This window comes from Saliniradius amylolyticus, assembly GCF_003143555.1.
Classification (GTDB): domain Bacteria; phylum Pseudomonadota; class Gammaproteobacteria; order Enterobacterales; family Alteromonadaceae; genus Saliniradius; species Saliniradius amylolyticus.
In genome coordinates this window covers 986,507-1,006,830 of record NZ_CP029347.1, presented here as the reverse complement: position 1 = coordinate 1,006,830, position 20,324 = coordinate 986,507, and the positions used below count along the sequence as shown (strand labels likewise).

Annotated in this window: 19 protein-coding genes and 2 tRNA genes; 16 read left to right on the top strand and 5 right to left on the bottom strand. The window is 52.9% G+C overall.

Annotated features, from left to right (window positions below):
* The first annotated feature begins 17 nt into the window (after positions 1–17).
* The 6 genes from rsfS to HMF8227_RS04745 all read left to right on the top strand — a co-directional run bounded on the left by rsfS (position 18) and on the right by HMF8227_RS04745 (position 5,974).
* Positions 18–335 (top strand): ribosome silencing factor, encoded by a 318-nt coding sequence (gene rsfS, locus HMF8227_RS04770; RefSeq protein WP_109339093.1) that lies wholly within the window; start codon positions 18–20, stop codon positions 333–335.
* 11 nt (positions 336–346) lie between these two features.
* Positions 347–817: a 23S rRNA (pseudouridine(1915)-N(3))-methyltransferase RlmH gene (gene rlmH / locus HMF8227_RS04765; RefSeq protein ID WP_109339092.1), complete on the top strand. Its 471-nt coding sequence runs from the start codon at positions 347–349 to the stop codon at positions 815–817.
* Positions 818–820: 3 nt separating this feature from the next.
* Positions 821–2,719 carry a penicillin-binding protein 2 gene (gene mrdA / locus HMF8227_RS04760; RefSeq protein ID WP_109339091.1) on the top strand — a complete coding sequence of 633 codons (1,899 nt, stop codon included), beginning with the start codon at positions 821–823 and terminating at the stop codon, positions 2,717–2,719.
* Complete coding sequence (gene rodA / locus HMF8227_RS04755; RefSeq protein ID WP_109339090.1) at positions 2,697–3,812, top strand: rod shape-determining protein RodA; 1,116 nt, start codon at positions 2,697–2,699, stop codon at positions 3,810–3,812. The genes mrdA and rodA overlap by 23 nt, the downstream gene beginning before the upstream one ends.
* 4 nt (positions 3,813–3,816) lie before the next feature.
* Positions 3,817–4,650 carry a septal ring lytic transglycosylase RlpA family protein gene (locus tag HMF8227_RS04750; RefSeq protein WP_109339089.1) on the top strand — a complete coding sequence of 278 codons (834 nt, stop codon included), beginning with the start codon at positions 3,817–3,819 and terminating at the stop codon, positions 4,648–4,650.
* 148 nt (positions 4,651–4,798) lie between these two features.
* On the top strand, positions 4,799–5,974 hold the full coding sequence (locus tag HMF8227_RS04745; RefSeq protein ID WP_109339088.1) for a serine hydrolase: 1,176 nt from the start codon (positions 4,799–4,801) through the stop codon (positions 5,972–5,974).
* 47 nt (positions 5,975–6,021) lie between these two features.
* Here HMF8227_RS04745 and HMF8227_RS04740 read toward each other — a convergent pair whose 3' ends face one another.
* Entirely contained in the window at positions 6,022–6,873 is an 852-nt protein-coding gene (locus HMF8227_RS04740; protein WP_239421204.1) for a transporter substrate-binding domain-containing protein, read from the bottom strand.
* A 31-nt stretch (positions 6,874–6,904) separates the two neighbouring features.
* Complete coding sequence (gene queE / locus HMF8227_RS04735) at positions 6,905–7,576, bottom strand: 7-carboxy-7-deazaguanine synthase QueE (RefSeq protein WP_109339087.1); 672 nt, start codon at positions 7,574–7,576, stop codon at positions 6,905–6,907.
* A gap of 67 nt (positions 7,577–7,643) precedes the next feature.
* Between queE and queC the strand changes: the two genes are divergently transcribed.
* Positions 7,644–8,303, top strand: a complete 660-nt coding sequence (queC, locus tag HMF8227_RS04730; RefSeq protein ID WP_109339086.1) for a 7-cyano-7-deazaguanine synthase QueC — start codon at positions 7,644–7,646, stop codon at positions 8,301–8,303.
* Here the strand turns inward: queC and HMF8227_RS04725 are convergent.
* From HMF8227_RS04725 to HMF8227_RS04715, 3 genes are all read right to left on the bottom strand, one after another.
* Positions 8,300–9,226, bottom strand: a complete 927-nt coding sequence (locus HMF8227_RS04725) for a LysR family transcriptional regulator (protein WP_109339085.1) — start codon at positions 9,224–9,226, stop codon at positions 8,300–8,302. The genes queC and HMF8227_RS04725 overlap by 4 nt on opposite strands.
* A 120-nt stretch (positions 9,227–9,346) precedes the next feature.
* Positions 9,347–11,359 carry an excinuclease ABC subunit UvrB gene (uvrB, locus tag HMF8227_RS04720; RefSeq protein ID WP_109339084.1) on the bottom strand — a complete coding sequence of 671 codons (2,013 nt, stop codon included), beginning with the start codon at positions 11,357–11,359 and terminating at the stop codon, positions 9,347–9,349.
* Positions 11,356–12,669 carry an MATE family efflux transporter gene (locus tag HMF8227_RS04715; protein ID WP_420820551.1) on the bottom strand — a complete coding sequence of 438 codons (1,314 nt, stop codon included), beginning with the start codon at positions 12,667–12,669 and terminating at the stop codon, positions 11,356–11,358. The genes uvrB and HMF8227_RS04715 overlap by 4 nt, the downstream gene beginning before the upstream one ends.
* A 927-nt stretch (positions 12,670–13,596) precedes the next feature.
* On the opposite strand from HMF8227_RS04715, the gene HMF8227_RS04710 reads away from it, so the two are divergent.
* The 9 genes from HMF8227_RS04710 (at position 13,597) to nth (ending at position 20,170) form a co-directional block, all read left to right on the top strand.
* Positions 13,597–13,673 (top strand) — tRNA-Asn (locus HMF8227_RS04710).
* A 30-nt stretch (positions 13,674–13,703) separates the two neighbouring features.
* Positions 13,704–13,780: transfer RNA gene (locus HMF8227_RS04705), tRNA-Asn, on the top strand.
* A 142-nt stretch (positions 13,781–13,922) separates the two neighbouring features.
* Positions 13,923–14,504, top strand: coding sequence for an electron transport complex subunit RsxA (gene rsxA / locus HMF8227_RS04700; RefSeq protein ID WP_109339083.1), 582 nt, complete (start codon positions 13,923–13,925; stop codon positions 14,502–14,504).
* Positions 14,504–15,064: an electron transport complex subunit RsxB gene (gene rsxB, locus HMF8227_RS04695; protein WP_109339082.1), complete on the top strand. Its 561-nt coding sequence runs from the start codon at positions 14,504–14,506 to the stop codon at positions 15,062–15,064. The genes rsxA and rsxB overlap by 1 nt, the downstream gene beginning before the upstream one ends.
* Positions 15,065–15,076: 12 nt before the next feature.
* On the top strand, positions 15,077–17,146 hold the full coding sequence (rsxC, locus tag HMF8227_RS04690; protein ID WP_109339081.1) for an electron transport complex subunit RsxC: 2,070 nt from the start codon (positions 15,077–15,079) through the stop codon (positions 17,144–17,146).
* Complete coding sequence (gene rsxD / locus HMF8227_RS04685; RefSeq protein ID WP_109339080.1) at positions 17,143–18,201, top strand: electron transport complex subunit RsxD; 1,059 nt, start codon at positions 17,143–17,145, stop codon at positions 18,199–18,201. Before rsxC ends, rsxD begins: the two co-directional genes overlap by 4 nt.
* On the top strand, positions 18,201–18,842 hold the full coding sequence (gene rsxG, locus HMF8227_RS04680; RefSeq protein WP_109339079.1) for an electron transport complex subunit RsxG: 642 nt from the start codon (positions 18,201–18,203) through the stop codon (positions 18,840–18,842). The genes rsxD and rsxG overlap by 1 nt, the downstream gene beginning before the upstream one ends.
* Positions 18,839–19,537 carry an electron transport complex subunit E gene (locus tag HMF8227_RS04675; RefSeq protein WP_109339078.1) on the top strand — a complete coding sequence of 233 codons (699 nt, stop codon included), beginning with the start codon at positions 18,839–18,841 and terminating at the stop codon, positions 19,535–19,537. Before rsxG ends, HMF8227_RS04675 begins: the two co-directional genes overlap by 4 nt.
* Positions 19,538–20,170 (top strand): endonuclease III, encoded by a 633-nt coding sequence (gene nth / locus HMF8227_RS04670; protein ID WP_109339077.1) that lies wholly within the window; start codon positions 19,538–19,540, stop codon positions 20,168–20,170. It begins immediately after the preceding gene.
* Positions 20,171–20,324 lie beyond the last annotated feature (154 nt).

The window sequence follows — 20,324 nt, the reverse complement described above, 5'->3', positions numbered from 1 at the left end:
AACGACGAGGAGAATCCTTGGATCACCAACAACTGACCGATTTTGTACTGGACAAGATCGATGATATGAAAGGCCGCGACATTCGGGTTTTGAATGTTAAGGGCAAATCTACCGTTACCGACACCATGATCGTCTGCTCGGGGAACTCCAAACGCCATGTGGCCTCTATTGCCGATCATGTCATAATGGAACTCAAGGCCGAGGGGATCCGTCCTCTCAGCAGCGAGGGCAAAGACACGGGCGAATGGGTGTTAGTGGATCTGGGCGAACTGATCCTGCATGTGATGCAGGACGAGACGCGCGACTTTTATCAGCTTGAGAAACTCTGGGAGTAATATCCGGCCTTATGCAATTACATTTGGTGGCAGTGGGAACCAAGATGCCGTCTTGGGTCGAGCAAGGCTTTGGCGAATATCAACGTCGCTTTAATCAGGATATTCAGTTCCGGCTGACGGAGATCCCCGCCGGAAAGCGCGGCAAGAATGCCGATATAGAGCGCATCCTGCATAAGGAAGGTCAGCAAATGCTCGCCGCCGTACCCAAGGGCCACCGCATCGTTACCCTGGAAGTCACCGGTAAGCCCTGGACCACTCCTCAGTTGGCCGAACAGCTTCAGCACTGGCAGATGGACGGTCGGGATGTCAGCCTGTTGGTGGGCGGCCCCGAAGGGCTGGCGCCCGAATGCGTGCAAGCATCCGAGCAAAAATGGTCCCTATCACCGCTGACGTTACCCCACCCGATGGTGCGGGTACTGCTCGCCGAAAGCCTTTACCGGGCCTGGTCACTGAATAATAACCACCCCTATCACCGGGAGTAACTCTTGCCACCGAAGCGCATTACCATTCGCGATCATACTGCCGAGGCCAATTTATTTGCCCGACGCACTGTGATCGCTCTGCTTGGCGCTTTAGGCCTCATGCTGATGCTGGTCGCGAATCTGCATCACCTGCAGATGACTAAGTTTAAAGACTACCAGACCCGTTCCAATGGCAACCGCATCAAGGTACTGCCAGTCGCTCCAAACCGCGGTATGGTGTACGACCGCAATGGCGAGATCCTGGCCGAGAACCGGCCCACCTTCTCCGTAGAGGTGATCCCGGAGCAGGTGGAAAACCTTGACGACACCTTAATTCAACTGCAGTCGCTGTTAGACCTGCCTGATGAAGCGCTGAATCAATTTCGCCAGGAGTTAAAGACACAACGCCGATTTAAACCAGTCACCCTGAAGTCTCGCCTCAGCGACCGTGAGGTAGCGTTATTGTCCGCCAATCAACACCGCTTTCCCGGGGTATCGGTGGAAGCCCGTCTGACTCGTTATTACCCCTATGGCGAAACTCTGACTCACCTGCTCGGCTACGTGGCGAAGATTAACAAACGTGATGTGCAAAAGCTCAAGGAAGCCGGCCAGGCGGAAAATTATGCCGCCACCTATAACATCGGTAAGCAAGGGATAGAAAAGTTCCACGAGACCCAATTGCACGGCGAGGTGGGCTATCAGGAAGTGGAAGTGAACAACCAGGGGCGTATTATCCGCACTCTGAATGTCCAGCCCCCCGTTCCCGGTAACGACATCATTCTGAACGTGGATGTGAAGTTGCAACAGGTAATCCACGACCTGATGGAAGGCCACCGTGGTTCGGTGGTAGTTCTGGATCCCAATGATGGTGGTGTCTTAGCGCTTTATTCCAACCCCAGTTACGATCCGAACCTGTTTGTGCATGGCATCAGCAGCAAGAACTATAACCGGCTGCTGCAGTCTCCTGATCGCCCCCTGATTAACCGCGCTACTCAGGGCCAGTATCCCCCCGCCTCCACCGTCAAACCCCACTTGGCATTACTCGGGCTAGACAGTGGTGTTATCACCTCTCAAACCCGCATCTATGATCGCGGCGTCTATCAGCTTAAGGGCGTAGAAGACACCTGGCGAGACTGGAAAAAGTGGGGGCATGGCTGGGTGGATGTGACAAAATCTATCGAGGTGTCTTGTGACACCTTCTTCTATGACATGGCTTACCGGCTGGGCATCGATCGCATCAACGAGATGATGAGCCAGTTTGGCTTTGGTCAATACACCGGCATCGATCTCTATGAAGAATACGACGGCAATATGCCCAGCCGAGGCTGGAAGCGCGCCCGTTATAACGAGCCTTGGTATGTCGGCGATACGATATCCGTGGGTATCGGCCAGAGCTATTGGACCGCCACCCCGTTACAATTGGCCAAGTCCATCGCGACTCTGGTTAACCGTGGCCAACGCTTTGTGCCCCAATTGGAGCGAGGCCGCTATGTGGACGGTGAGATGCTGATTAACGAACCTAAGACCCTGCCTCCCATTCAGATCACCGACCCTGCCTATTGGGATATTGTGCTGGATGCCATGTACGGCACGGTCAATCGTCCTCACGGTACCGCCCGTCGACCGTTTGAAGGGGCTGAGTATATCTCTGCTGGGAAGACCGGTACCGCTCAGGTGGTCAGCCTGGGAGAGGATGAAGAATACGATGAGGAAAACATCGCCGAGCACCTGCGGGATAACGCCATGTACGTAGGCTATGCGCCCTACGAGAATCCCGGCATTGTCATCGCTGTGGCCATGGAGAATGCCGGAGGTGGCAGTTCTCAGGCCGCCCCCATTGCCCGACAAGTGATGGATTACTATTTTGAACAACACCCCGAACTGATCCAAAAGGCTGAGAATGAACCAGAATCTGGACTCTAACCGTCAGAGCCTGTTACAGCGGCTACACATTGATGGTCCGCTCCTGGCTGCACTACTACTGCTGATGGGTGTCGGTCTGGCGGTAATATACAGTGCCGGGGGCCAGGACTGGCAGTTAGTCAGCCGTCAGTTAACCCGTCTGGGAGTCGCCTTGTTGGTTATGGTGGTGGTAGCCCAAATCCCGCCACTGGCATACCGGCGTCTGTCCATACACTTTTATGTTGTGGGAGTACTAATGCTTGTGGGCGTGCTGTTGTTTGGTGTTACCGGAAAAGGGGCGCAGCGATGGCTTGATCTTGGCTTTATGCGCTTTCAGCCCTCGGAGATTATGAAGCTGGCCATGCCCATGATGCTGGCCTGGTTTATCAGCCGACAACCCTTGCCGCCGCGATTCCTGTCGATCCTGGCCGGATTGGTGCTGGTCACTGTGCCCACTTTATTGATCGCCAAACAGCCTGATCTGGGCACCTCGCTGCTAATAGCCAGCTCCGGTTTGTTTGTACTCTTCCTGGCGGGCGTCAGTTGGAAACTCATTGGCGCGGTGGCGGTGCTGGGCTCAGCGTTTCTGCCGGTACTGTGGTTTTTCCTAATGCACGAATACCAGAAACAGCGGGTACTGACCTTTCTTAATCCCGAGTCCGATCCCTTAGGTGCGGGCTATCATATCATTCAGTCAAAGATCGCTATTGGCTCAGGAGGCTGGTCTGGAAAAGGCTGGCTTGAAGGCACCCAGTCGCAACTGGAGTTTTTGCCCGAGCGCCACACCGACTTTATTTTTGCTGTTTTCAGCGAGGAGTTCGGCTTTTTAGGCGTCTGCGGGCTACTGCTGCTTTACGCTGCGATTATCATCCGAGGTATGCTTATCGCCATTCGCGCCCAGGAAGCTTACAGTAAGTTACTGGCTGGCAGTATCACGCTGACCTTCTTTGTCTATGTATTTGTGAATATGGGCATGGTTTCTGGTATTTTGCCCGTCGTTGGCGTACCTTTACCTCTAGTCAGCTATGGCGGCACCTCAATGGTGACTCTGCTGGCAGGCTTTGGCATCTTAATGGCAATCAGTACTCAGAAACGCTTATTATCCCGAGAATAATAATATGCGCATACTAGTCCGTTTTGGTATTCCTATACTGGCGCTGGCCTTAACGGCCTGTACCAGCTCTGGTCGTTACAGTCAGCACTATGACTCTGCCCCTGCTAAACCACCGGCCCAGCTGAATCAACAGGATGCCATCCCGGTCCACATTCCTTTCAGTCCCCGGGGCAACCAGCCCTACCGGGTGCTGGGGAAGAGTTACACACCTTTATCAGTAAACGAAGCCATCGACTATGAAGTCGAAGGTGAGGCCTCATGGTATGGACAGAAGTTTCACGGACATATGACCTCCAACGGCGAGATCTATGACATGTATGCCATGTCTGCAGCCCATAAGACCCTGCCTATTCCATCGTTCGTAAGGGTCACCAATTTGTCCAACAACAAGCAGGTGGTGGTCAGAGTTAATGATCGCGGTCCTTTCCATGGCAACCGGGTACTCGACTTATCCTATGCTGCCGCTGCCAAGTTAGGCATGCTGAAAACCGGCACCGCCCATGTCCGTATTGAGAAGATTCACGTCAAGGCCGACGGTCAGATGTTGATCGCGGGCCAGCCGGTCAATCCCGCCTCCGAACAAGACACTCAGGCAGAAAAAGCCCTGTATATTCAGGTCGCGGCACTCAGCGATGGTGAGAAAGCACGGCAGTTGGGTCGCGGGTTAGAAAACCTGTATCAGTTACCCATGCTGATCGCTGCCGACAAAGGCATTCATCGGCTCAGACTCGGCCCTATCGATGACGAGCAACAAGCCGAATTATTATTGCTCGAGCTACGCAAAAACGGCTATGAGCAAGCCTATTCCCTCTACGCTCCTGCCAGCGAATCGCTCTGAGCGGGGTTTGTCATCACTGAGCACGGAATTTTTTCGCATTTTGTGACTCTACCCTATGTCAATTGAACTGCGGAACGCCACAACAGCGGCAAAAAGTGCTATATTGGCGCCCGCTTTTTGTCGTAACTCAAACAATAATGGATCACTAATGGGACACAGCAAAGCTTCCTTTTACACCGCTTTTAGTTTCTTGCTTATTGCCAGTCTATTCACTTTTGTCGCCCGCGCCGCGGTGGTGATACCGGATCCTCCGCAGGTCGCTGCCGAAGGCTTTGTGCTCGCGGATCATAATACCGGAAAGGTGATCGCCGAGCGCAACGGTGACATGCGTTTAGCACCTGCCAGCCTGACCAAGATGATGACTGCCTATGTGATCGGTCAGGAGCTGAAAAGCGGTGCCATCGCTTTGGATGATAAGGTGACTATTTCCGAAAATGCCTGGGCCAAGAACTTTCCTGAGTCTTCCAAGATGTTTATCGAGGTAGGCAAAGAAATCCCGGTGCGTCAGCTTATCCGGGGCATTATCGTTTCATCGGGCAACGATGCCTGTGTGGCCATGGCCGAACACATCGCGGGCAGTGAAGATGCCTTTGCCAGCATGATGAACAACTACGCCGAGAAACTGGGCATGACCGGTTCTCACTTTGTGAACTCCCACGGCTTGGATCATCCGGAGCACTACACCACGCCCCGGGACATGCAGGTTCTGTCTCAGGCGCTGATCCGCGACGTGCCTCAGATCTATCAAATCTATTCAGAGAAAGAGTTCACCTTCAACAACATCAAGCAGTACAACCGCAACAGCCTGTTGTGGGATCGTAGCCTGAATGTGGATGGCATTAAGACCGGCCATACCTCTGAAGCCGGATACAGCCTGGTGACGTCCGCCACCCAAGGCGATATGCGCCTTATCTCTGTCGTCATGGGCACCGAAAGCGAACAAGCCCGTAAGGAAGAGAACCGCAAGCTGCTCAAGTATGGTTTCCGCTTCTATGAGACCCTGGTGCCGTATAAAGCTGGCGAGAGCTTTGTGGCTCATCCTATCTACATGGGTGATAAAGACACCGTTGAATTAGGGATTCTGGAGGATACCCCTATCACCATTCCTCGTGGTGCCAGCGATGAACTGGAAGCCAACTTTGAGCTTTCGAAGAAACTAAAAGCCCCGCTCGCTAAGGGGGAGCAGGTAGGTACCCTGTATTTACAGCTGGATGGTGAAGACGTGGCTCAGTACCCTCTGGTAACTCTGCAGGAAGTGCAGGAAGGCGGCGTGTTCAAACGTTTAATGGATTACATTAAGCTGTCGCTGGGCATGGGTGAGTAGCGCGGCTACTTTAGCGGTTGGCGGTTCCTTCCGCCAACCATCCCCTATTAATCAAAAGCGACCGGGTGCCAGAGTTCACTGCGTTCTAGCGGAGTCTGTTCTGGCAGAATCGGGTTCTCAAGCCGCAAAATGGTACGTTGCCCCAGCTTGGCTCGTTTCAGTAGGGGCCGATGAACATTAAAAAACAGCTCATCAAACTTTCCGTTGGAGAGAATTTTCTTCAGGCCACCTTCGATCAGTTGTTTTAACGTAACGTTTTTACGATTGACGAAGAAATACATCGCGGTGGGATAATACAAGGCCAACTCGGGCTCAACCATCAACCCCTGACTGTGTACCTGCTCTTCCAACTCGGAGTATATCTCCACTATCGAACGGGGAAACATGACCCCACGGTCACTCTTCAGTAACTCGAATAAGGGCTCATACTCTGGATCCGTAACCACATCAATGCCATTGGTTTGCAGGATTTTGGTATCTGGCCAGTTTTGGCCTGACACGGCACGGTATTTCGCCAGTTGCTCCAGGCTTTGGATGCCCTGAAAGAACTTCCGGTTAGAAGGACGAATCAGCAGCAACCGGGTACCGATGAGGCCCTTATAGACAGGAATACGTACCGGCAACATCTCCTCTTCACGCAGCTTGTCCGTCATACTCCATAGTACATTGATGTCTCTGTTAGCCTTAAGCCGCTGAATGGCATCGGTCTGAAATAAGATTCGATCCGAGGGGATCAGGTTGTAGTTCACCCCGGTCGCTTCAAGAGCCAGGGACAGCAACTCCACCGGATAACGGCTCCGATAGTCATGATCGGACAGCTGACGTGGATAAACCAGTTTCCAGGTCGCGGCCGACACACCAACAGACGTCAATAACAGCAGTACTAACAGAACTCGCATCACCTTCCCTGCCCTCATCTTTCTCGGATAACTATTCTATGCCAATAAACTTATGTGTTTGCAAAGATAAACGCCAGTTTTCGGCGATACAGGTTCGGATGGCGAGCTCGGTGGCCCGCTTTTGCTGGCTGATAGGTTGCAGGTATACCAAAGCATCCAGATTCGTGGCCGGTCGGGCCAGCAGAGCCTTTAACTCCTCCACATGCCGTTCCATGGCCACCGGATGTTTAATCTCATGAGCCACGGCTAATACCGAATCCAACACAGGATAGCCGCCTTTCATGTCTACCTTGGGTGAGAGCGTCACCCAGGTCTCGGGACTAATTTGTAATTCAAAGGTGCCGCTGGTTTCAATCTGTGTGCTAAAACCATGCTGGTGTAAGGTCTGGGTTAAGTCTCGCAGGTCATACATGGCTGGCTCTCCACCGGTCAATACCACATGTCTGGCCTGATAACCCTGACGTTTAAACAGCGCCATCAGCTGCTCGGCATCACTGGAAAACCAGTGGCGGGAATCTCCCGACTCCTTCATTACCTGCTGTTCGCTGCGCTTGTCCTCCAGGTCCACACTCCAGGTGTGCTGGGTATCGCACCACGGACACCCTACCGGACACCCCTGAAGGCGCACAAAGATGGAGGGGACACCGGTATAGGCCCCTTCCCCCTGGATTGATTCAAAGACTTCATTCAGTTTCAGCGACATGGTTTTCCTTTGGCATTGGAATTCATTAGAATCCGGCAAACTGACAGATTATAAAGAAGCAGAGACGATGGCACAAAAAGCAGTAGTGATTTATTCCGGTGGCATGGATTCTTTTACCGTGTTGCATAAGGCCCTTCAACAAGGAATGGAACTGTACGCCTTGTCCTTTGATTATGGTCAGCGCCACAAGAAGGAGCTGGATTATGCCGCTGCCGTGTGCGCTGATCTTGGTATCTCGCACAAGATAGTGGATATCAGCGCCATCAACACCCTGGTCGGCGGATCCGCCCTGACCGATGATATTGAGGTGCCTGAAGGCCATTACGAAGAACAGAGTATGAAATCCACCGTGGTGCCAAACCGCAATATGATTCTGCTATCTCTGGCCGTGGGCTATGCCGTGTCTCTGCAAGCCAACCAGGTATACTACGGTGCCCACTCTGGCGATCACGCCATCTACCCCGACTGCCGTCCTGAGTTTGTGCATAAGATGAATGACGTGTGCGCCATCGCCAACTATGAAGCTGTGGAGATCGTCACACCTTATCTGAATGTCAGCAAAACAGACATTCTCACCGACGGTTTAAAGATGGGGCTCGATTACAGCCAGACCTGGACCTGCTATAACGGTCGGACTCTTGCCTGCGGTAAATGCGGGGCCTGTCAGGAACGTCAGGAGGCCTTTGCCCAAAATCAGGCAGCCGACCCCCTGGAATACGAAAACTAAGCGGTGCCCATTTCCTGACCCGCGAAATGGGCCAGTTCGCGAATGAAGTACTTTAACACCGGATTAAGGATGGTGTTTTTGCCATTGATCACAAACAGCTGGTGCTCAAACGAAAACAGCTCACCGCCAACGGGAACCAGTTGGTTCGCCGGGTCCTGTCCGATGTAATCGGGCAGCAAGCCAATATAATGGCCGCTCATCACCGCCGCGAGACAGGACTCATAAGAATCTGAAAAGGTATGAATCGCTAAGCGCTGCTTCTGCTTTTCTGCCACATAATTAGCAGTCGACAGACCGTTTATACCGACGGCGGCATAATCCTCTAATTTCAGTTCTTCTACAGGCTTATCCTTCTGACGCGCAAGAGGATGGCGCTGATGAGCGTACAGTCGACCACGAGTACTCACTTCCAGAGGGTGGAATACCAGCGACTCGGGTTTGACCATCTCGAAACTGGACACCACCAGGTGACATTCACCGGACACGGCAACATGCTCAATCTCATTATAGAGCCGGGTCTGAATGTTGATATGAATATCGTCGAATTTAGCCATGGTACTGTCCACCGCTAAGCTAACAGCGTTCATCAGAGGCTTCGGAAGACCAGACATTAACATCAGGGTAATATGGCCCGAAAAGTCGTCGTGCAGGGTCTTCAGGTTAAACACAAAGTTGTCGAAGGAATTGAAGATACGTTTGGTTTCCTGAAAGACCACTTCGCCTTCTTTGGTCATCTGAAAGCCACCACGGCCTCGATGACAAAGCACCAAGTCGAGGCGCTCTTCCAACTTTTTAATGGCCGCACTAATGTTAGGCCTTTGCATACGTAATACCGGTTCTGCAGCGGTAAATCCGTTGCAGGAGGCTACGGCATAAAACACTCTTAGCAGCTTAATATCGGATTCTTGTAGTCGATTGAGCATAATCCATCGGTCAACAGTTAGGTATACCAGCGTATACTACACCCATAGGTATAGACTGGCAAACCTTAAAGCCATTTTCATCTCATGCTCCCAGGCCGGGTGAGGCACCTCGGCCCGAATTTACGACATCGCCACCAGCTTCTGCCGTAACGCTTCGACGTCATCCCTGATGGAGGCCGCCTTTTCAAACTCCAATTCCTGAGCGTGTTTAAACATCTGTGCCTCCAGGCGATCGATTTCCTTAAGCAACTCATCAGGAGTGCGCAGCTGATATTGTCCCTGAGATTCGGCCACCTTTTTGGCTTCCGCCTGACGCTTGCGGGACTGACGCTCGCCCAGATCCATGACATCGGTGATGGGCTTGACCAACTTGGTGGGCTCAATACCATGAGCTTCGTTGTGGGCCTGCTGTTTCTCCCGACGGCGCGCAGTCTCATCGATGGCTTTCTGCATCGACTTGGTCACCTTGTCCCCATAAAGGATCGCCTTACCCCTGGGGTGGCGGGCGGCGCGACCAATGGTCTGAATCAAAGAGCGCTCAGCGCGTAAAAAGCCTTCTTTATCGGCATCCAGAATTGCCACCAATGATACTTCCGGCATATCCAGGCCTTCCCGCAACAGATTAATCCCGACCAGGACGTCGAAATTTCCCCGACGCAGGTCGCGGATGATCTCCATACGCTCCACTGTATCGATATCCGAGTGCAGATACCGGACTTTCACACCATGCTCGTCGAGATAGTCACTGAGATCCTCAGCCATGCGTTTGGTCAACGTGGTCACCAGTACCCGTTCGTCCACCTCAGTGCGCAGATGGATCTCCGATAGTAAATCATCCACCTGGGTCGCCACGGGCCGCACTTCGATTTCCGGATCCAGTAAGCCAGTAGGCCGCACCACCTGCTCCACTACATCGCCGCTGGACTTTTTCAGTTCATAGTCACCCGGTGTGGCCGACACATAGACGGTCTGCGCCGAAATATGCTCGAATTCTTCAAACTTCAGGGGCCGGTTATCCAACGCCGACGGTAGCCTGAAGCCATACTCCACCAAGGTTTCTTTGCGGGACCGATCCCCCTTGTACATAGCACCGATCTGGGGCACGGTGACATGAGATTCATCGATAAACATCAGTCCATCGGCGGGGAAGTAATCGATGAGTGTCGGCGGTGGCTCGCCCGGAGCACGACCGGACAAATAGCGTGAGTAGTTTTCGATCCCCGAACAGTAACCTAGCTCGAGCATCATCTCGATGTCGAACTGGGTGCGCTGACTAATGCGCTGCTCTTCGATAAGCTTGTTATTGTCTTTTAACTGTTCGCGTCTGTCTTTCAGTTCTTCCTTAATCTGCTCAATAGCCGCCAGGATCTTCTCCCGTGGAGTCACATAGTGGGTCTTGGGAAAGACCGTAGCCCTTGCCACTGTTCGCTCCACTGCTCCAGTCAGGGGATCGAAAATACTGATGCGCTCAATTTCCTCGTCGAACAGCTCCACCCGTATGCCTTCCTGCTCCGAATCGGCCGGAAAGATATCGATCACATCACCACGCACTCTGAACGTGCCGCGCTCAAAGGCGACATCGTTACGGGTATACTGCAGTTCCGCCAGACGACGCAAAATATCGCGCTGATCCATCAAATCACCCTGGCGCAGGTGCAACAACATCTTCATATAGGAGTCTGGATCGCCCAAACCGTAGATAGCAGAGACACTGGAGACAATCACAACGTCCCGTCGCTCCATCAAGGCCTTGGTGGCCGACAGGCGCATCTGCTCGATGTGATCGTTAATGGAGGCGTCTTTCTCAATAAAAGTATCTGAGGCCGGCACATAGGCCTCCGGCTGATAATAGTCATAGTAGGAGACAAAGTACTCCACCGCATTATGGGGAAAGTATTCTTTCATCTCACCATACAACTGAGCCGCCAACGTTTTATTATGCGCCAGGATCAAGGTGGGCCGCTGCACTTTCTCGATGACACTGGCCATGGTAAAGGTTTTGCCCGAACCCGTGACTCCTAACAAGGTCTGTGCCGCCAGGCCCGATTCCAGCCCGTCTACCAGACTCTCAATCGCCTTGGGCTGATCACCAGCCGGTTGATACTTCGAAAGCAGTTGAAAGCCTCGACTCATGATGTCACCACCTCTTCACGTTGATTCTGCTGCTGCCGGTTAATCATGCGCTCAAACCATATAAAGGCCACGGCGGCCGTCAACAGGTTGGCCAGTACGGCTCCCCAGAATAGCCCCTTCAACTCAAACAATAAGCTGCCTAAATAGGCCACCGGCACATAAAAGACGAAAAAGCGCACCACACTTAATATCATGGCGCTCATGGGTTTGTGCAGCGCATTAAAAGATGAATTGGTCAGTATGACGACACCCTGCAACCCATACCCCAATGGAACGATCATCAAAAACACCTGGATCAGTTCAGCCACCTCCCGTTCCTCGGCAAATATTTGTCCGATTAACGGCGAGGCCAGCCACAGCACCACGAAGATCAGTAATTGCCAGAGCAGCACAAAACGAATACAAAGGGTGTAACTGCGCTTAACCCGCTGGATATTTTCGGCGCCGAAGTTTTGGCTGATAAAAGGCGGCAGGGTCATGGACAAAGCCAGAATAACAATACTGGCGATAGACTCCAGTCGGTTCCCTACCCCCCAGGTGGCCACGGCTTCGGCACCGTAGGTCGCCACAATGGCGGTCAACACGCCATTGGCGATGGGCGTAAGCATATTGGCCGCGGACGCCGGCAGACCGATGCGCAGAATTTCCTTACTGGTCATCTTAAATTCACTCAGATTGAGTAAGCGCGGCAATATCAAGCGCCGTTTTAGCGCCAATAAATACAGGATATAGACACAGCCCGACAGCCAGGCAATCAAAGTCGCAATGGCTGCGCCCTGAATCCCCAGTGCCGGTATGGGGCCAAAGCCGAAAATTAAAATAGGATCCAGCACCGCATTCACCAACCCGCCCGCTGCCATCACGATACTGGGGGTTTTGGTATCGCCAGACGCCCTGAGGACACTGTTACCCACCATCGGTAACGCCAGCGCAACGCCAGCTCCATACCAAATGATCATATAGTCTTTAATATGCACCATCTGAGCATCGTCGGCGCCCAACAGACGAAATATGGGCTCAATGGTGAAAAGACCGATCAGTGCCAAGCCCCCTACAAGCAAGGCCGATAACATCAGTGCACCGGTTCCAAACTCTTTGGCAACAAAATGGTTACCCGCCCCCATGTAGCGACCAATGGTCGCCGAAGCGCCGATGCCCAGGCCAATATTCAGACTGATCAATGTGAAGGTCACCGGGAAGGTAAAGCTGATGGCCGCCAACTCTTCTGTACCCAGGAGACTGACAAAAAAAGTGTCTACCAGGCCAAAGGTCATTAACATGATCATGCCCATAATCATCGGCAGAGTCATTTTACGCAGGGTGGCGCCAATGGGCTGGGTTAGCAAATCCGTATGAGCAGCTTGCTTCACTGATACTCTCTTATCGGGGGAATAAAGACGCTCCAGTGTAACGAGAAACGGCGCATTGCGCATCCATAATCCCGCTAGTCTTAGCAACGTCCGCCTTGTGGAAAACTTCCACAATGTTCTGGCTTAACGCGCGTTTTTGTGGCACAAAAATAAAATAACTAACAGCCTAATCAGGGCTTTACTTTACCCAAAAGTTTCGTTATCACAGTTTCATCGGCACGCCACAAAAAACACTCAAGACATTGTTTTAGAACGATTTATCGAATTAAAAACAAATCTCCTACTTAAGTATCTTGACAAGCCTGATGATAAACCTATTCATCTTCAAGGAAGTCATCAACATAGTTATCCACAGATTTGGTGGATAACTGTCACAGAGCCAGTAACGACAAGCCTTATCCCCGGCTGTGGAAAATTTTTTGTAAGTCGCCACTAACCGTCTGATTGCCAAACTCTTGCTACAGTTTTATGAAACCCTGTTTTTCCATACAGGCTTTACTCTGATACTAATAAGAAAAGGATCTATGTATTTTGTTTTTTATTCTTTTAATTCGTCAAGACTTACCACTTGCCCATCTCAGGCTCGTTGTCTTGGATTCTCGGCGTGGCTGAACGCTATCTTCTTATCCAGCCCGGCAAGTCCGGAGTAATTAGAGAGTCTGAATGAAAGATCGGAACGAACAGCCCTATAACCCTCCGTTGAATTAGCCACCCGTACCTCCCTGTCAGACAGTAAGGTGACGAGGAATTAAGCAAACAGTCATAAACTGACAAAATAATCGCGACGGAGTATTGACACCTTACCGCCCCCTATTTAATATTCGCCCCCGTTGTCGGGCAGCGTCCGGCAAGATAAGAAAATTCAGCTCCCCCTTAGCTCAGTTGGTCAGAGCGACGGACTGTTAATCCGCAGGTCCCCCGTTCGAGTCGGGGAGGGGGAGCCAAATTTCTTATCAGTCCAGTTTTCCTACGATTCCCCCTTAGCTCAGTTGGTCAGAGCGACGGACTGTTAATCCGCAGGTCCCCCGTTCGAGTCGGGGAGGGGGAGCCACTCTCTTCAGAGTGTTCTGTTTCTCCGTCACATTATCACCACAACTGCACAAATAACCCTATGATTCCCAAGTTGTTAAACCGTACCGAAACACGGATAATGGGCGTCTAAACAGACATGGGTTCAATCGATTACTGATGGCATGACCGAGTATATTCTGCTGCTAATAGGCACTGTCCTGGTAAACAACTTTGTGCTGGTCAACTTTCTTGGCCTCTGCCCCTTTATGGGTGTCTCCGGCAAACTGGAGACCGCCATCGGTATGTCTATGGCGACGACCTTCGTGTTAACCCTGGCCTCGCTGAGCAGTTATTTGGTCGAACATTATATCCTGCTGCCTTTGGGCATTGGCTACCTGCGCACCCTGAGCTTTATTCTGGTCATCGCAGTCGTGGTTCAGTTTACCGAGATGGTGGTGCACAAAACCAGCCCGACCCTGTATCGTTTGCTGGGCATATTCCTGCCACTTATCACCACTAACTGTGCTGTACTCGGCGTCGCCTTGCTGAATATCCGAGAGCAACATAATTTTTTGCAAAGCATTATCTATGGCTTTGGTGCCGCGGCCGGCTTTTCTCTGGTCCTTATCCTGTTCGCCGCCATGCGAGAGCGCCTGGCGGTGGCCGATGTGCCAGCGCCCTTTAAAGGAGCCTCCATTGCCATGGTCACCGCGGGGCTGATGTCCTTAGCCTTCATGGGCTTTACCGGATTGGTGAGTTTGTAATGTCAGTGATCGCAGCACTTATTGCCATTGGGGCCCTGGCCCTGGTTTTTGGCCTGATTCTGGGCTATGCGGCCGTACGTTTTAAGGTGGACAGCGATCCCTTAGTGGATCAGATTGACGAGATCCTGCCGCAGACTCAGTGCGGTCAATGCGGTTACCCGGGCTGTCGCCCCTATGCCGAGGCCATTGCCAATGGCGACGACATTAACAAATGTCCGCCAGGGGGGGAGGCCACGATTAAGAAGCTGGCCGATCTCATGGGCGTAGACCCCAAACCTCTGGATGAGGCCCATGGCGCCGAAGACGTGAAGAAGGTGGCCTATATTCGTGAAGATGAATGTATTGGCTGCACCAAGTGTATTCAGGCCTGCCCGGTGGATGCCATCGTTGGTGCTTCCAAGCAGATGCACACCGTGATCGTGGATGAATGTACCGGCTGCGATCTCTGTGTGGAGCCCTGCCCAGTGGACTGCATCGATATGGTCCCGGTAGGCCAGAACCCTCGCTCCTGGCGATGGCAGTTGCAAAGCATTCCAGTAACTACAGTGACAGAACAATAAACGGGAACCGATTTGGACGCACTGATCGACAAAATCCGTGAGGGTCGTTTTTGGGATTTCCCCGGCGGCGTTTTTCCACCTGAACGTAAGGCTATGTCCAATCAGGCCCCCATCCGGCTGCTACCCTTACCCGAAAAGCTCTATATCACTGTCAAACAGCATATTGGCGTAGAAGGTCATGTCCGTGTGCAGGAAGGCGAGCGGGTATTGAAAGGCCAGCCGCTCACCCAGGCTATGAACCCCTTTGCCGTGCCGGTGCATGCGCCCACTTCCGGCACCGTTACCGCTATCGGTCCCCATGTGGCGGCTCACCCTTCCGGACTGGAAGATCTCACCATAGAGCTCACCCCGGACGGCAAAGACCAATGGTGTGAGCTCACCACCCTGCCCGACTACCAGCAGCGCCCTAAGTCGGAAGTCATAGAAGCCATCAGCCGGGCCGGTATCAGTGGAATGGGAGGGGCAGGTTTCCCGACTCACATCAAAGTGTCGCCGAAAAAAAATGTGGATTTTCTGATCATCAATGGCGTGGAATGTGAGCCTTATATCACTTCCGACGACATGTTGATGCGAGAGCACGCCTGGCAAATCCGTCAGGGTATCGATGTCATGACCCACTTATTAACGCCAAAATATGTGCTGATCGCCATTGAGGACAACAAGCCGGAAGCCATCAAGGCCATGAAAGTGGCCTGTCAGGAAAACCCCAACTATGTGGTGTGTTCAGTACCTACCAAGTATCCCGCCGGTGGGGAAAAGCAACTGATTCAGGTTCTAACCGGTCGCGAAGTGCCCAGTAAGGGACTGCCCATTGATGCCGGAGTGATCATGCAAAACGTGGGCACCTGCTATGCCGTAGCCGATGCCATTTTCACTGGCCGCCCGTTAATCCAGCGTGTGGTGACAGTCACAGGTGAGGCGTTGAAGCAGCCGCAAAATGCCTGGGCCTTACTGGGCACGCCGGCAGGTCATCTACTGCAGCAGGCTGGTTATCAGAGCGAGCGCCAACAACAAAAAAACTGGATCATGGGCGGGCCCATGATGGGCTTTAACCTGGTGGATGAGCAGACCCCGGTGGTTAAGATCACCAACTGTCTGCTGGCACCTGACGACAAGCTGATGCCAGAACTCAATGACGAACAACCCTGCATCCGCTGTAGCGCGTGTGCCGATGCCTGCCCGGCGAGTCTCCTGCCCCAGCAGCTGTATTGGCACAGTAAAGCCAAAGAGCTGGATAAGGCGCAAGACTACAACCTGTTTGACTGTATCGAGTGCGGTGCCTGCGCCTATGTCTGTCCCAGCCAGATCCCCTTAGTACATTATTACCGGGTAGCGAAGGCGGAAATCCGCACTCAGGAAGAAGAGAAGGAAAAAGCCGATCGGGCACGGGATCGCTTCGAGGCGCGTAAAGAAAGGCTGGAACAGGAAAAGCAGGAACGGGAAGAAAAACACCGCCGTGCAGCCGAAGCTCGCCGAAAGGCCAAAGAAGCCCGAGGGGAGGAGGACCCTGCCCAGGCAGCTGTAGCCCGTGCTAAAGCCCGTAAATCGGGCGACGGTGATGCCAAGGCCGGCGTGGCGGCTGCCATTGCACGTGCCAAGGCCAAGAAGCAACAGGCCGAAGGGGAATCAACCTCAACCGCCGACAACGCATCGACTCAGGCTCCAGACAAAAAAGACAAGGTGCAAGCGGCCATCGCCCGAGCTAAGGCCAAAAAAGCCCAGCAACAATCCAGCGTTTCTGAGCCGAACGACGGTGAGAACAAGACAGCCACGGACGACGCCAAGCAGGATAAAGTCAAGGCGGCCATTGCACGGGCAAAAGCCAAACAACAGGCCAAACGGAGCGAGTCCGAAGCTCAGCCTCGAGAAGACAAGCAGGCTGACCTCAGTAAAGAAGACAAAGTCAAAGCCGCCGTTGCTCGCGCTAAAGCCAAACAACAGGCCAAACAGAGCGAGTCCGAGGCTCAGCCTCAGGAGGACAAGCAGGCTGACCTCAGTAAGGAAGAGAAAGTTAAAGCCGCCGTTGCTCGCGCTAAAGCCAAAAAGCAAGCCAGAGAACAGAAGGATAACGATCAGTCATGAGTTTTCGACTCGCCAGTTCACCGCATCAGCGCCAGCCGCGCACCACCAACCAGCTCATGCGACTGGTATGCTATTGCACCCTGCCCGGCTTTGCTCTGCAGCTATGGTTTTTCGGCTGGGGGACACTACTTCAATTCATTATTGCCGCTGTGGTGGCCATCGCGACCGAAGCGCTGTTTCTGGAAATCCGTAAGAAAGACTTCGAAAAAGCCTTAATGGACTGCAGCGCCCTGCTGACTGCGCTGCTGCTGGCTCTCAGTATCCCGCCTCTGGCACCGTGGTGGGTCACTGCCATCGGCAGTTTTGTCGCCATCGGCATCGCCAAACAGCTCTATGGTGGTCTGGGCTTTAACCCCTTTAACCCCGCCATGGTTGGCTATGTACTGCTGTTGGTGTCCTTCCCTGTCCAAATGACCGGTTGGCTACCGCCCAGAGAGCTGGCAGAAATGGGTTATGATTTGTTGGATGCGGCCAGTGTGATCTTCACCGGCTTTACCACCGAAGGCTACAGTCTTGACCAGCTCAGAGCGGGCATCGACGGCTTTACCATGGCTACCCCGTTGGATAGCGTTAAAACCGACCTGGGTCGCGGGCTAACCTACGACGAAGCACTCGCCAAACCCTTATTTAATGGAGAGTCCGGCGTGGGCTGGTTTTGGATCAACCTGGCCTATCTGGCCGGTGGACTGATACTGTTAAAGACCAGAGCCATTAAATGGCAGATACCGGTCAGCTATTTGCTCACTATCGCTGTCTTCGCCGGTCTTTTACACTTGGCGGCACCTGCCAGTTTTGGATCTGCGTGGCTGCATCTGTTCAGCGGCGCCACCATGTTTGGCGCCTTTTTCATCGCGACCGACCCAGTATCGGCATCCACTACCGATCGGGGCAGACTGATATTTGGTGCCAGCATCGGCTTTTGGGTAGTTGCCATTCGCACTTGGGGTGGCTACCCCGATGCAGTAGCCTTTGCCGTACTCATCATGAATATGGCGGTGCCCTTAATTGACTACTACACCCAGCCGCGTACCTATGGTCATAAGGAGTCTTCCTGATGCTCAAAAACATGCGTAAAAATGGCGGCATACTTGGGGCCTTTGCGATCGTCACCACGGGCCTTATTGCACTGACTTACGAACTCACCAGCCCGGTGATCCATAGCCAGGAGCTGCGTGAACGTCAGCAAACCCTGAACCGCATTATTCCCTCTGCATTGCACGACAATGCCCTGACCCGGGATTGCACTCTGGTCACAGAAGCCGATCTTCTGGGTAATGCCAAACCCAAGCGGGTCTATCGTGCCCGTCTTGGCGGCGAACCTCGAGCTCTGGCCATTCAGACTCTGAGCCCCAATGGCTATAACGGCAACATTCATCTGTTAGTGGGTGTGGATACAACGGGTGCCGTCACCGGCGTTCGGGTCACCAGGCACCAGGAAACTCCAGGCCTGGGCGATAAGGTAGAGACCCGCATCAGCGACTGGATCTTAAGTTTCGACGGCAAACGCTACACCGAATTTAATGCCGACAGCTGGGCGGTAGAAAAAGACGGTGGTAGCTTCGACCAGTTTACGGGCGCAACCATCACGCCCAGAGCGGTGGTGAGTGCAGTAAAGAAAGCGCTGATTTTTGCTCAACAAAACGAACAGGCCCTGTTCCGTGCGCCCAACGAGTGTAACGGAGAGACCAGAAAATGAGTGAATACCGTCAACTCAGCCAACAAGGTCTCTGGAATAATAATGCCGCCTTAGTGCAGCTTTTAGGGTTATGTCCGCTGTTGGCCGTCACCGGGAGCTTTATCAATGGTCTGGGTTTGGGCCTGGCCACCATCATGGTGCTGGTCGGCTCCAATACCACAGTCTCATTGGTGCGCCAGTGGGTGCCGTCGGAGATCCGCATACCCATTTTTGTGATGGTTATCGCCGCCTTTGTCACCATAGTGCAGCTACTGATGAATGCCTTTACTTATAGCCTCTATCAGGCGCTGGGTATCTTTATCCCTCTGATTGTAACCAACTGTGCCATTATCGGCCGCGCCGAAGCCTATGCCTCCAAAAACCCAGTACACTTTGCGGCCTTCGACGGTCTGATGATGGGTCTGGGTTTTACGTTAGTGCTCGTGGTACTGGGAGGGCTCAGAGAAATCCTGGGGCAGGGTACGCTGTTTGATGGCGCCGAGTTTCTGCTCGGCCAGTGGGCAACGGTACTGGAATTACGCCTGTTCGAAGCCGACAGCTATTTGTTACTTGCCATCTTACCGCCGGGCGCTTTTATCGGGCTGGGCCTGTTGATCGCGCTGAAAAATGCCATCGACCGTTATCTGGACGCTCGCGCCAAGGCTCAGGCTCCGCAAAAGACGGTAGAGCGCGCTCGGGTGACTGCGGAGAGCTAAATGAATAATCAAAAACGCCGCCAGATCTTAGAGCGCCTGAGAGCCGAAAACCCGAATCCCACCACAGAGCTAAACTACAGCAGTCCCTTTGAGCTGCTCATCGCCGTGCTGTTATCGGCCCAAGCCACCGATGTGGGCGTGAACAAGGCCACAGCCAAGCTGTATCCGGTAGCAAACACTCCACAGGCCATGTTGGACCTGGGCGTGGAGGGAGTGAAGGAATACATTAAGACCATCGGCCTGTTTAATTCCAAGGCCGAAAATGTGATTAAGACCTGTCGCATTCTGGTGGAGCAATACGGCGGCGAAGTACCGGAAAGCCGTGAAGCGCTGGAATCATTACCCGGTGTGGGCCGTAAAACCGCCAATGTGGTGCTGAATACCGCCTTTGGCTGGCCTACCATTGCTGTCGATACGCATATATTCCGCGTCTCTAACCGCACCAAACTGGCTGCGGGCAAGAACGTCAACGAGGTAGAGCAGAAGCTACTTAAGGTAGTGCCTAAGGAATTTAAGGTAGATGTGCACCACTGGCTGATCCTGCACGGTCGTTATACCTGTGTCGCACGCAAGCCCCGCTGTGGCTCCTGCGTCATCGAGGACCTGTGTGAATTCAAAGATAAGACAGAATAACCCCTGGTTTGCCTCAAGCCTGAAGCAAGCCTGCCCTCGTTATTGTAATAATCAGTATCCGATAACGTGTTTTAGACTTTGATGTCACACAGCAAGCAGCCACGAGTTCCAGGAATAAACTCATGGCTGCTTGCTTGGCCTGTAAACCTCAAAA